This window comes from Priestia sp. FSL W8-0524, assembly GCF_038005965.1.
GTDB lineage: Bacteria > Bacillota > Bacilli > Bacillales > Bacillaceae_H > Priestia > Priestia zanthoxyli.
Map to the genome: position 1 here is coordinate 5,198,476 of NZ_JBBOUG010000001.1, position 13,254 is coordinate 5,211,729.

Genomic DNA, 13,254 nt, shown 5'->3' on the forward strand with positions numbered 1-13,254 from the left:
TCCTTAAACCATTCTCTAGGCTCTCACCGTCCCTAGTTCGCTTTGTGAAGAGGATTTAAGTACTATTGATCCTTCAGCGTATATCATATGAATTTTAGTAGCTATATATTAGCATATCCTATGCAGAGAAACAATAACCTTGTGCAAAATGGGCTTTTTTTGTGATGTTTTCTTTCGGAATTTGAGGATAAAACCGTATCTTTTATCCATATTTTTTGAAAACAAAAAACGTGATGAAAAGTTCGGTTTTCCTTTCATTTCACCCTCCTAGTTTTGTTATAATGAACAAATGGACGAGCGCGAACTTTTAAGTGTAAAGAAATGGAGGAACCTATATGTATGATATTAAAGAGTGGAGACATGTCTTTAAATTAGATCCTAATAAAGAAATTTCAGATGCAGATTTAGAAAAAATTTGCGAATCCGGCACGGATGCGGTTCTTGTTGGAGGATCAGACGGAGTAACTTTAGACAATGTGCTGCAGCTGTTAATGCGTATTCGCCGCTACACGGTGCCGTGTGCGCTAGAAGTATCAACAATTGACTCTGTAACACCTGGTTTTGATTCTTATTTCATTCCGACCGTTTTAAACAGCAAGGATCCAAAGTGGATTGTTGACTTACATCATGCGGCGATGAAGGAATACGGTGAAATCATGGACTGGGATGAAATTTTTGTAGAAGGATACTGCGTACTTAACCCCGAAGCAAAAGTAGCTGCGCTAACGGAAGCGAAAACCGATTTGGATGCAGAAGATGTTGTAGCGTATGCTCGCATGGCTGAACGCATGTTTCATTTGCCCGTTTTCTATCTAGAATACAGTGGAACATATGGAGACCCTGCATTAGTGGCAGAAGTGAAAAATTCGCTAAATGAGACGAAGTTATTTTACGGCGGCGGTATTGAGACAAAAGAGCAAGCAAGTGAGATGGGAGAGCTAGCTGATACAGTTATTGTAGGAAATGTTATTTATACAAATTTATCGGAAGCATTAAAAACGGTAAAAGCGGTAAAAAAGAATATTGCACAGTGAAAAATAAATAAAGTAGAATAGAGAATATATGTTCGATATAGGCGGTGAAAACGTGAATTTTTTAAGTGGAAAATTATTAACAGGATTAAACCCTCAGCAGCAAGAGGCAGTTAAAACAACAGACGGACCATTATTACTTATGGCCGGTGCAGGAAGTGGGAAAACACGCGTATTAACGCATCGAATTGCGTTTTTAATGGCGGAAAAAGAAGTTGCACCTTGGAATATTTTAGCTATTACCTTCACAAACAAAGCAGCTCGTGAAATGAGAGAGCGTGTGGCAAGTATCGTTGGCGGAGTGGCAGAAGATATCTGGATTTCAACGTTCCACTCGATGTGCGTACGTATTTTACGAAGAGATATTGATCGTATTGGCTTTAATCGCAACTTTACGATTTTAGATTCAACGGATCAGCTGTCCGTTATTAAAAACATTTTAAAAGATCAAAACATCGACCCAAAAAAATTCGATCCGCGCTCGCTATTAGGAAGCATTAGTTCAGCTAAAAATGAACTGAAAGTAGCGGAAGAATTTGATAAAACAGCAGCAGGACCATATGAAGAAGTTGTAAGTAAAGTCTATAAAGAGTATGAAAAGCGTTTAAAGAAAAACCAAGCGCTCGATTTTGATGATTTGATTATGACAACGATTCAGTTATTTAAACGAGTTCCTGAAGTGTTAACGTACTATCAGCGCAAGTTTCAATATATTCATGTGGACGAGTATCAAGATACAAACCATGCACAATATATGCTGGTTCGCTTGCTAGCCGCACGATTTGAAAATGTATGCGTAGTAGGGGATTCAGATCAGTCTATTTACCGCTGGCGCGGGGCTGATATTACAAATATCTTGTCATTTGAAAAAGATTACCCAAAAGCCAAAACCATTTTGCTTGAACAAAATTATCGTTCAACGAAAACGATTTTGGCTGCGGCAAACGGCGTCATTGCAAACAATATGAATCGTAAAGTGAAAAACTTATGGACGGAAAACGATGAAGGCCAGAAGATTTATCATTACCAAGCAATGAGTGAGCATGATGAGGCACAGTTTGTAGCACGTAAAATCAAAGAAGCAGTAGACAGCGGCAAACGTAAATATAGCGATTTTGCCATTTTGTATCGTACAAATGCACAGTCGCGTGTAATGGAGGAAGTACTGCTAAAATCCAATATTAACTATACGATTGTCGGCGGGATTAAGTTCTACGACCGCAAAGAGATTAAAGATTTGCTTGCGTACTTGCGCTTAATTGCCAACCAAGATGATGACATTAGCTTAGCTCGTATTGTGAACGTTCCAAAACGCGGAGTTGGAGCTACTTCAGTCGATAAAGTAGCCAATTACGGAAACGTTCATGACATTTCTATTTTCAAAGCGCTTGATGAAGTAGAATTGATGGGGTTAACGGGTAAAGCAACAAAAGCACTTCGTGACTTCCAATCCATGATTTCAAACTTAGCTCAAATGCAAGACTATATGTCTGTAACAGAGCTTGTGGAACAAGTATTAGAAAGAACAGGGTACCGTGAAGCGCTTAAAGTAGAAAAAACAATTGAAGCACAAAGTCGCTTAGAGAATATTGATGAGTTTTTATCTGTTACAAAAACGTTTGAAGAAGCAAGTGAAGATAAGAGCTTAGTAGCATTTTTAACCGATTTAGCGCTTGTTGCTGATATCGATAAGCTTGACGACGAGGAAGAAGAAGAGAACGAACAAGTGATTCTGATGACGCTTCACTCAGCAAAAGGTCTAGAGTTCCCGGTTGTTTTCCTAATGGGTATGGAAGAAGGCGTATTCCCTCATAGCCGATCGTTATTCGAAGATAATGAAATGGAAGAAGAACGACGCTTAGCCTACGTAGGGATTACACGTGCTGAACAAGAATTGTATTTATTAAATGCTCAAATGCGTACACTATTTGGTAAAACAAACGTCAATCCAAAATCGCGCTTCATTGGAGAAATCCCAAGCGAGCTTGTGGAATCTTTAAATGAAACGATGCGCAAGCCTGCTGCTGGTCGTTCAGGGGCTTCAGCTTCGCCGTTTGCAGCGCGCCGACAAGCGGCCGTGGCAAAAACGAAGCTTGTATCAACGGGCAGTGAATCGATTGGATGGAGCGTTGGAGATAAGGCCGAGCATAAAAAATGGGGAATTGGTACAGTTGTAAGTGTAAAAGGAGAAGGAGACTCAAAAGAATTAGACATTGCTTTTCCTAGTCCTACAGGTGTAAAAAGACTGCTTGCTAAATTTGCCCCGGTTACGAAAGTGTAATCGTGAAAAGGAGCTAGAATATGGAGTTTGAGACAGCAAAATCACGCGTTCAAGAATTACGTGACTTATTAAATCAATATGGTTATGAATATTATGTGTTAGATCAGCCATCTGTTCCAGATGCAGAATACGATAAATTAATGAATGAGTTAATTGAAATAGAAGAATCGTTTCCAGAATTAAAAACAGCTGACTCACCTACTCAGCGCATCGGCGGCCAAGTGCTCGATGCGTTTGAGAAGGTTCAGCATCAAACGTCTATGCTAAGTTTAGGAAATGCATTTAATGAAGAAGACCTTCGAGATTTTGATCGCCGAGTGCGCCAAGCCGTTGAAGACGAGTTTTCTTATGTATGCGAACTTAAAATTGACGGCCTTGCTGTATCTCTTCGCTATGAAGATGGATACTTAGTGCTGGGTGCTACGCGCGGAGATGGTACGACTGGTGAAAATATTACTGAAAACTTAAAAACAATTCGCTCGATTCCACTGCGAATTAAAGAACCGTTATCAATGGAAGTTCGCGGAGAAGCATTTATGCCGAGGAAATCATTCGAAGCACTTAATGAAGCAAAAATGGAAAGAGATGAAGTTCCGTTTGCTAACCCCCGTAACGCAGCTGCTGGCTCACTGCGTCAGCTAGATCCTAAAATTGCGGCAAAACGTAATTTAGATATCTTTGTCTATGCCATGACTGATACAGGAGAATTAGAAATCGACTCTCACAGCGAAAGTTTGAATTTACTCGATGATCTTGGCTTTAAAACAAATAAAGAAAGACAGACGTGTGAAACCATTGATGATGTGATTGCTTATATCGAAAGCTGGCAAACGAAACGTCCAGAACTATCTTATGATATTGATGGCATTGTTGTAAAAGTAGATTCATTTGATCAGCAGGCTGAGCTTGGAACAACGGCCAAGAGTCCACGCTGGGCTATTGCTTATAAGTTTCCTGCTGAAGAAGTTGTAACCAAGCTTGTAAATATTGAGCTGACGGTAGGCCGGACAGGTGTCATTACGCCAACAGCTATTTTGGAGCCGGTTCAAGTAGCAGGTACGACGGTACAGCGTGCGTCTCTTCACAATGAAGATTTGATTCGTGAAAAGGACATTCGCATCGGAGATTATGTCGTGGTGAAAAAAGCAGGAGATATTATTCCTGAAGTAGTGAATGTGATTGAAGAGAAGCGAACGGGAGAAGAGCAAGAGTTTACGATGCCTACTCACTGCCCTGAATGTGAAAGTGAACTGGTGCGTTTAGAAGGAGAAGTTGCGCTTCGCTGCATTAATCCAAGCTGTCCTGCTCAAATTCGTGAAGGACTTATTCATTTCGTGTCCCGCAATGCGATGAACATTGATGGACTTGGTGAAAAAGTTATATCACAATTATTTCGTGAACAGTTAATTAAAGATGTAGCAGATATTTATACGCTGACAAAACAGCAGTTAATCGAGCTTGAGCGCATGGGTGAGAAATCTGCTGATAATTTGATTGCGGCCATCGAAGCTTCTAAAGAAAATTCACTTGAGCGTTTGCTTTTTGGTTTGGGCATTCGCCACGTTGGAGCAAAAGCTGCAAAGACGTTAGCTCAGCACTTTGAAACCATAGACAAGTTAACAAAAGCAACGTATGATGAATTAGTGGCAATTAATGAAATTGGTGCCAAAATGGCTGATGCTATTGTCGCTTACTTTACACAAGAAGAGGTTCAAGAACTTATACATGAATTAAAAGAGTATGGAGTAAACCTTACATACAAAGGACCCAAGCTTGTAAGTGTAGAAAATGTAGATTCTGTTTTTGCTGGTAAAACCGTTGTATTAACAGGTAAGCTTGAACAGCTATCTCGCAATGAGGCAAAAGCACAAATTGAAGCACTTGGCGGTAAAGTCACAGGAAGCGTAAGTAAAAAGACAGACCTTGTTGTGGCAGGGGAAGAGGCTGGTTCCAAACTGACAAAAGCTAACGAGCTTGAAATTGAAGTATGGGATGAAGCAAGGCTACTTACGGAATTAAATAAATAAGAGGTGTGTGTAGTTGAAAAAGATATTGTTACTTTCTCTTGCGGTCATGCTTGTAACTTCAGCGTGTGCACCGAACCTTTCGGACGATAAAGAGACTGTTCAACAAACCAACAACAAGAAAGAAAAAGCAGTTATTCCGAAGTATAGTATTTCAGACGATTATTACCGAACAATTCTTCCATTTAAAGCGGGAGTGGCAAGAGGCTTAGTAGCAGCAAACTTAAATAACCGCTTGGATGCGCAAGAATTTGAAACAGGCTTAATGCGCTTATCGACAGATAGCTATTCTCCGAAAAAATATGTGTATCAAGAAGGCCAGTACCTTGATAAAGATACTATTCGCTCATGGTTAAGCCGTAAGCTGAGTGATAAACAGTTTAAAGATCTTCAAAGCAAAACAAAAGATGATACGGCGAAAAAGAAGCTTAAAAACAATGGGTTAAACCCAATTGATACAGAAAAAGGCGATTTGAAAACTCGTAACGAAACAAGTCCAATGTACTTAGCGAACATTACTGAACAAGACTACCTTATTCAAGACGGAGACGACAAGGTAAAACTTGGAGGCGTCACAATCGGCTTAGCGATGAATTCTGTTCATTATTATACAGAAGAAAATGGTTATGCACGTGAAGTGAAGCTTACAAATAAAGAGATTGAAGCGCAAGGAAAGCAAATGGCAGATGAAATTGTTAAGCGTATGCGCAACATCAAAGGCTTAGAAAATGTGCCAGTTCGAGTAGCATTATTCAAACAAAGTGCTAAGTCCTCTTTAACACCGGGTAACTTTATAGCTGTCGGAAATGCAGGTTCAAATGATACGGCCGTTGGCAGCTGGGATAATTTAGACGAGCAATATTATTTATTCCCATCATCAGATGCAACAAAAGATCACCGAGATGATGCGATGAAGTTTGATGAGTTTAAAGCGCAAATCGAAGACTACTTCCCAAACTTTACAAGCGTAGTAGGGAAAGGGTATTACAAAGATGGACAGCTTCAAAAAATGACGATTGATATTCCCGTACAATTTTATGGAAAAGGTGAAATTGTAGGATTTACTCAGTACGTTGCTGGTTTAATGCTTGATCATTTCCCTTCATATATGGAAACGAGTATCTCTATTAACTCAGTAAGCGGACCGGAAGCTCTCATTGTTAGAAAAGCAGATGAAGACAAGCCGTTCGTTCATATTTACGAAGAGTAAGCAAAAAAAGACACTGCTCAAGCAGTGTCTTTTTTTAATTCTATGAAATTGCCTCCTATGAAGAAATGGCGTGAGAATTTTGTCTCGTAAACTTAGCAAGATAATAAGCAGCAAATGCAAATGCATCTTGTTCGGTTGTCCGCTCTTCATACGGGCGTTTTTTATCCAGCTCAAATTCTTTCTGATAATAAGGGATGTGATCTTGAATATAGTGACGCAGCTCGTGAAAGATGGTTTCAACAAGCGGAAGGTAGTCATCAAATTTAAAAATAAATATAATGCCGACTTCTCGCCAGTAAACACCTGAGGCAAACTGCAGGTATTCTGCTTCTTCTTCTCCAAGAGCGGAGACAATTTTATTGGCTTCACATGAATCACAAAAAATGATAGGAATATGAAAGGCTTTATTTAAACAAGCAAAAACATCTTTTTGCAAGGTGGACAAATCCCACTTGAATTCTTCATCTAATACAAACCATCTTCCGCTTTGCTGATACACAGGGCGCTGGTGGATGACTGACTGTATAAGTATTTTATTCAATTTTTATAGCACCTCTTTTACGGTAAAGTAGTTATTCGTTTTCTTTACTTTCCCAAAGACTAGTGAAATTAAAACATGGTGGTGTGTTCTTCTAAAGCATGTTTCTCTTTCTATCTATCTTTTCTACAAAGAAGGTTATTTTATACCTATGCAAGAGAGAAATATTTTATGACGAAGGAAAAGTATGGAATGTTGTTTGAATGAAATAGATTTGGTATAAAATAGAAGTGATAAATGTAAGCCCTGTCTTGTCTGGCGGGGTTTTTAATATTTTAGGAACTAGTCTCAGAAATGTTGCCTGTTGCTAGTGAAGTTTGGTATTATCAGTATATTGTAGTGGGACGAATATTCGGAGGTGAAGGAACATGTCAAGAATTTCTGTTGATCAAGTAAAACACGTTGCAAACTTAGCGAGACTTGCGGTGACGGATGACGAAGCAGAACTATTTACAAAACAATTAGATGCTATTATTACATATGCAGAACAATTAGATGAGCTAGATACTACAAATGTAAAACCAACTTCTCACGTATTGGATATGAAAAACGTGATGCGTGAAGATAAGCCAGCTAAAGGCTTACCAATTGAAGACGTAGTAAAAAACGCGCCAGACCACAAGGATGGCTACATTCGAGTACCAACTATTTTAGAATAAGGAAGGAGGCTTTACGATGTCTTTATTCGATCGTAAACTTTCAGAACTACATAGCCTTTTACACAAGAAAGAAGTACGTGTACAAGATTTAGTAGACGAATCATACAAACGTATTAATGAAGTAGATGATAAAGTAGGTGCGTTCTTAGCGCTTAATGAAGACAATGCTCGTGCTTATGCAAAAGAGCTAGATGAAGCATTACAAACAAAAGATGAATTTGGCCTATTATTTGGTATGCCAATCGGTGTAAAAGATAATATTGTCACAAAAGATTTACGTACAACTTGCTCTAGTAAAATTCTAGCAAACTTTGATCCGATTTATGATGCAACAGTTGTTCAAAAACTGCAGGCAGCTGAAGCGGTAACAATCGGTAAATTAAATATGGATGAATTCGCAATGGGTTCTTCAACTGAAAACTCAGGTCTTCAGTTAACGCGCAACCCATGGAATTTAGATTACGTACCGGGTGGATCTAGCGGTGGTTCAGCTGCAGCTGTAGCAGCAGGCGAAGTTCCGTTCTCTTTAGGTTCTGATACAGGTGGTTCAATTCGTCAGCCAGCTGCTTATTGCGGTGTTGTTGGATTAAAACCAACGTATGGTCGCGTATCTCGTTACGGATTAGTGGCATTTGCATCTTCTTTAGATCAAATCGGACCAATCACAAATTCTGTTGAAGATAATGCATACTTACTTCAAGCAATTTCAGGCGTAGACCCAATGGATTCTACTTCTGCTAATGTTGATGTACCGGATTATGTATCTGCTTTAACAGGTGACGTAAAAGGCCTTAAAATTGCTGTTCCAAAAGAATACTTAGGCGAAGGTGTGGGCGAAGAAGCTCGCCAGTCTGTTTTAGATGCACTAAAAGTGTTAGAAGGACTAGGCGCAACTTGGGAAGAAGTATCGCTTCCACACTCTAAATACGCATTAGCTACGTATTATCTATTATCTTCTTCTGAAGCGTCTGCTAACTTATCTCGTTTTGACGGCGTTCGCTACGGATACCGTACAGATAATGCTGAGAACTTAATCGAAATGTACAAGCAGTCTCGAAGCGAAGGCTTTGGAAACGAAGTAAAACGCCGTATCATGCTTGGGACATTTGCGTTAAGCTCTGGTTATTATGATGCTTACTACAAAAAAGCACAGCAAGTACGTACGTTAATTAAGCAAGACTTTGAGTCTGTATTTGAAAACTATGACGTTATCATTGGACCAACTACACCAACTCCATCATTCAAAATTGGTGAGAAAACAGATGATCCATTAACAATGTATGCAAACGATATTTTAACAATCCCAGTAAACCTTGCTGGAGTACCTGGTATTTCTGTGCCTTGCGGCTTATCAAATGGATTGCCATTAGGGTTACAAATTATCGGTAAGCATTTCGACGAAAGCACAATCTATCGTGTTGCTCATGCATTCGAACAAGCAACTGAGCATCATAAAGCGAAACCAGCACTGTAAGGGGTGAGATAAAGATGAACTTTGAAACGATTATTGGTCTTGAAGTACACGTTGAGCTTAAGACAAAATCTAAAATTTTCTCAGCAAGTCCAAACGCATTTGGTGCGGCTCCAAATGCTAACACAAGTGTAATTGACTTAGGTTATCCTGGCGTACTACCTGTGTTAAACAAAGAAGCAGTTGATTTTGCAATGAAAGCAGCGCTTGCGCTAAACTGTGAAATCGCAACAGATACAAAGTTTGATCGTAAAAACTATTTCTATCCGGATAACCCAAAAGCTTATCAAATCTCTCAATTTGATAAACCAATTGGCGAGAACGGTTGGATTGAAGTAGAAGTTAAAGGTGAAACGAAGCGCATTCGTATCAACCGACTTCATTTAGAAGAAGATGCTGGTAAGTTAACGCATACAGGCGATGGCTATTCACTAGTAGACTTCAACCGTCAAGGTACACCTCTAATTGAGATTGTATCGGAAGCAGATATGCGTTCTCCTGAAGAAGCATATGCTTATTTAGAAAAACTAAAATCAATCATTCAATATACAGGCGTATCTGACTGTAAAATGGAAGAAGGTTCACTTCGCTGTGATGCCAATATTTCTTTACGTCCAGTTGGACAAGAAGAGTTTGGTACAAAAGCTGAGCTAAAGAACTTAAACTCATTTAACTATGTGCGCCGCGGTCTTGAACACGAAGAAATTCGTCAAGAAAAAGTGTTATTGTCTGGTGGCCTAATCGAGCAGGAAACACGCCGTTTTGATGAGTCTACGGGTGAAACAATTCTGATGCGTGTAAAAGAAGGATCTGACGACTACCGCTACTTCCCAGAGCCTGACTTATTAGAATTACACATCGACGAAGAGTGGAAAGAACGCGTTCGTGCTTCGATTCCTGAACTTCCAGATGCTCGTAAAAAGCGCTATGTAGAAGAGCTTGGCTTACCTGCTTATGATGCAATGGTATTAACGCTAACAAAAGAAATGTCTGATTTCTTTGAAGCAACACTTGCTGCAGGCGGAGATGCTAAGCTATCTTCTAACTGGTTAATGGGTGAAGTTTCTGCTTACTTAAACTCAAATCAAAAAGAACTTTCAGATGTAGCATTAACACCTGAAGGTCTAGCTGGTATGATTCAATTAATTCAAGAAGGTACAATTTCGTCTAAAATTGCGAAAAAAGTATTCAAAGAATTAATTGAAAATGGCGGAGATGCAAAGAAAATTGTAAAAGAAAAAGGTCTTGTACAAATTTCTGATGATGCAACTTTACGTAAATTCGTAACAGATGCATTAGATGCAAACCCTCAGTCTATTGAAGATTTCAAAAACGGTAAGGATCGTGCAATCGGCTTCTTAGTTGGTCAAATTATGAAAGCTTCAAAAGGTCAAGCGAACCCACCGATGGTTAATAAAATTCTTTTAGAAGAAATTAATAAACGCTAAATTTGATAACTAAATGTGAGGTGGGTATCCATCTCACATTTATTATGAGTAAGGGCGATCGCGCTGAAGGTATGAATAAAAACCGAAACGTGAATATTGTATATCAAGGTTAATTTCTTTATAATATGTTTGTTCATGCCCCCTCTTGTTGATGATGTAATGTGAGGGGGCATTCTTTCACTGATAAAAGTAGGCAAAGATTTGTGACAAATTATCATTATTAGGATGATGAATATGAAAAGAGCGAGAATTATTTATAACCCGACATCGGGCCGTGAAATTTTTAAGAAAAACTTACCGGAAGTTTTGCAAAAGCTAGAGCAAGCAGGCTACGAAACATCTTGTCATGCTACAACTTGCGCTGGCGATGCAACAGAAGCTGCCAAAGTAGCAGTAGAGCGCCGCTTTGATGTTGTAATTGCAGCCGGTGGAGACGGTACCATCAATGAAGTCGTAAACGGTATTGCCGGACAAGACTATCGTCCGCAGCTAGGTATTATTCCTGTTGGAACAACCAATGACTTTGCTCGTGCCATTAATGTCCCGCGTACAATTGAAGGCGCTGTTGATGTTATTGTAGAAGGTGTAACGAAGCCAATTGATTTAGGCTGTGTAACAAACGACGGAGAAACGCATTACTTTGTAAATATCGCCGGAGGCGGCCGTTTAACTGAATTAACGTATGAAGTGCCAAGCAAGTTAAAAACAATGCTTGGACAGCTAGCTTACTATTTAAAAGGCATGGAAATGCTTCCTTCTATTAAACCAACATCCGTTGAAATTGAGTATGACGGAAAATTCTTTGGCGGCGAGATTATGTTCTTCCTCGTTTCCTTAACGAACTCAGTCGGCGGTTTTGAAAAGCTGGCACCAGACTCTTCTTTAGATGACGGCATGTTTGATTTAATTATTTTAAAGAAAGCAAATTTAGCTGAGTTTATTCGAATTGCGACACTTGCGCTGCGAGGAGAACATATCAATGATCCTCATATTATTTATACAAAAGCGAACCGTGTTAAAATTCATACGAATGATAAAATGCAGCTAAATCTAGATGGCGAGTACGGTGGGTTATTGCCTGGGGAATTTGTAAACTTATATCGCCATGTAGAAATCTTTGTTCCAAAAGCAACAGCTGAATTGATGGAAAAAAATGAGATCGCCTAATTGCGATCTTTTTTCATGCTTTCCTTTGTTTGGCTTTCGCTCTTATGGTACAATCAGTTCAGCATTTTCAAATGACTAAAAGGATGTAACGATAAATGGAAAAATTAAAACCACCTGTAGAAAAAAATGAATATATAGATGTTGCGTTTGAAGATTTAACGCATGACGGAGCGGGTGTAGCGAAAGTGAACGGATTTCCTATTTTCGTTCAAAATGCGCTGCCCGGCGAAAGCGGCCAAGTAAAAGTCATTAAAGTAAAAAAAGGCTATGCGTTTGGCAAGCTTATCAAGCACCATACAATTAGTGAGCAGCGTGTTGAAGCACCCTGTCCGGTATACAAGCAGTGCGGAGGCTGTCAGCTGCAGCATGTAAGCTATGAAGGACAGCTGCAATTTAAACAAAAGCAAGTAAAAGACGTCATGGCGCGAATTGGCCATTTACCTGACGTTCCGGTACATTCGACGCTAGGAATGAACGATCCTTGGCGCTATCGAAACAAAGCTCAAGTTCCCGTAGCAGAGCGAGAAGGCGGTTTGGTCGCTGGATTTTATCAGCAGCGAAGCCACGATATCATTAACATGGATGCCTGTTTGATTCAGCAGCAGGCAAATGATGATGTTGTTCAAGCTGTCAAATCAATCTGTGAAAAGCATGGGGTTTCTGCTTACCAAGAACAAAAGCATAAAGGCTCGCTTCGTCATATCATGGCGCGCTACGGACTTGTAACGGGTGAAATTATGGTTGTAATTGTGACTCGTACAGCTGAGTTGCCAAACAAAAAGCGTATTATAGAAGACATTATCGAAGCCGTGCCGAACGTGAAATCAATTGTTCAAAACGTCAACAGCAAGCGCACGAACGTCATTTTAGGGAACCAAACGAACGTACTTTGGGGAGAAGAATATATTTACGACTATATCGGCGACGTTAAATTTGCCATTTCAGCAAAATCATTCTATCAAGTAAACCCTGAGCAAACGAAAGTGCTTTATGACAAAGCGCTCGAGTATGCAGATTTAACAGGAGAAGAAACGGTCATTGACGCCTACTGTGGAATCGGAACAATCTCGTTATTTCTCGCTCAAAAAGCGAAAAAAGTATATGGCGTTGAAATCGTGCCTGAAGCGATTGAAGATGCAAAGCGCAACGCTGAGCTAAACGGTATTCACAACGCTGAATTCGAAGTAGGCGAAGCAGAGGTCGTCATTCCAAACTGGTACAAACAAGGCATCAAAGCGGACGTCATCGTCGTAGATCCACCGCGAAAAGGATGCGACGAAGCCCTTTTAAATACCATCATCGAGATGAAGCCGAAAAAAGTTGTCTATGTTTCATGCGGACCAGCAACTCTTGCGCGTGATCTAGCTATTCTAGAAAAAGGCGGCTATGAGACGGTTGAAGTTCAGCCTGTTGATATGTTCCCGC

The 13,254-nt window shown here is 39.8% G+C and carries 10 protein-coding genes; 9 read left to right on the forward strand and 1 reads right to left on the reverse strand.

Annotated features, from left to right (window positions below):
- Positions 1 to 335 precede the first annotated feature (335 nt).
- Genes NST66_RS27220 through NST66_RS27235 form a run of 4 tightly spaced genes read left to right on the forward strand, consistent with a single transcriptional unit; the run spans position 336 to position 6,546 of the window.
- Positions 336 to 1,034, forward strand: a complete 699-nt coding sequence (locus NST66_RS27220) for a heptaprenylglyceryl phosphate synthase (protein WP_033580830.1) — start codon at positions 336 to 338, stop codon at positions 1,032 to 1,034.
- Between the two features lie 52 nt (positions 1,035 to 1,086).
- Positions 1,087 to 3,312, forward strand: coding sequence for a DNA helicase PcrA (pcrA, locus tag NST66_RS27225; protein ID WP_218007710.1), 2,226 nt, complete (start codon positions 1,087 to 1,089; stop codon positions 3,310 to 3,312).
- A 20-nt stretch (positions 3,313 to 3,332) separates the two neighbouring features.
- Positions 3,333 to 5,339 carry an NAD-dependent DNA ligase LigA gene (gene ligA, locus NST66_RS27230; protein WP_028412523.1) on the forward strand — a complete coding sequence of 669 codons (2,007 nt, stop codon included), beginning with the start codon at positions 3,333 to 3,335 and terminating at the stop codon, positions 5,337 to 5,339.
- Between the two features lie 13 nt (positions 5,340 to 5,352).
- A complete protein-coding gene (locus NST66_RS27235) occupies positions 5,353 to 6,546 on the forward strand; it encodes a CamS family sex pheromone protein (RefSeq protein WP_014461929.1) in 1,194 nt (397 codons plus the stop codon).
- 55 nt (positions 6,547 to 6,601) lie between these two features.
- On the opposite strand, the gene NST66_RS27240 is transcribed toward NST66_RS27235, so the two are convergent.
- On the reverse strand, positions 6,602 to 7,087 hold the full coding sequence (locus NST66_RS27240; RefSeq protein ID WP_047751762.1) for a DUF3920 family protein: 486 nt from the start codon (positions 7,085 to 7,087) through the stop codon (positions 6,602 to 6,604).
- 365 nt (positions 7,088 to 7,452) lie between these two features.
- Between NST66_RS27240 and gatC the strand changes: the two genes are divergently transcribed.
- The 5 genes from gatC to rlmD all read left to right on the forward strand — a co-directional run.
- A complete protein-coding gene (gatC, locus tag NST66_RS27245) occupies positions 7,453 to 7,743 on the forward strand; it encodes an Asp-tRNA(Asn)/Glu-tRNA(Gln) amidotransferase subunit GatC (protein WP_013055055.1) in 291 nt (96 codons plus the stop codon).
- A gap of 16 nt (positions 7,744 to 7,759) precedes the next feature.
- Positions 7,760 to 9,217, forward strand: a complete 1,458-nt coding sequence (gatA, locus tag NST66_RS27250; protein ID WP_013055056.1) for an Asp-tRNA(Asn)/Glu-tRNA(Gln) amidotransferase subunit GatA — start codon at positions 7,760 to 7,762, stop codon at positions 9,215 to 9,217.
- Positions 9,218 to 9,231: 14 nt separating this feature from the next.
- Complete coding sequence (gene gatB, locus NST66_RS27255; protein WP_013055057.1) at positions 9,232 to 10,662, forward strand: Asp-tRNA(Asn)/Glu-tRNA(Gln) amidotransferase subunit GatB; 1,431 nt, start codon at positions 9,232 to 9,234, stop codon at positions 10,660 to 10,662.
- Positions 10,663 to 10,896: 234 nt separating this feature from the next.
- Positions 10,897 to 11,829: a diacylglycerol kinase gene (locus tag NST66_RS27260; RefSeq protein ID WP_028410196.1), complete on the forward strand. Its 933-nt coding sequence runs from the start codon at positions 10,897 to 10,899 to the stop codon at positions 11,827 to 11,829.
- A gap of 95 nt (positions 11,830 to 11,924) precedes the next feature.
- A partial coding sequence (gene rlmD, locus NST66_RS27265; RefSeq protein WP_340843751.1) for a 23S rRNA (uracil(1939)-C(5))-methyltransferase RlmD occupies positions 11,925 to 13,254 on the forward strand: 1,330 nt, incomplete at its 3' end.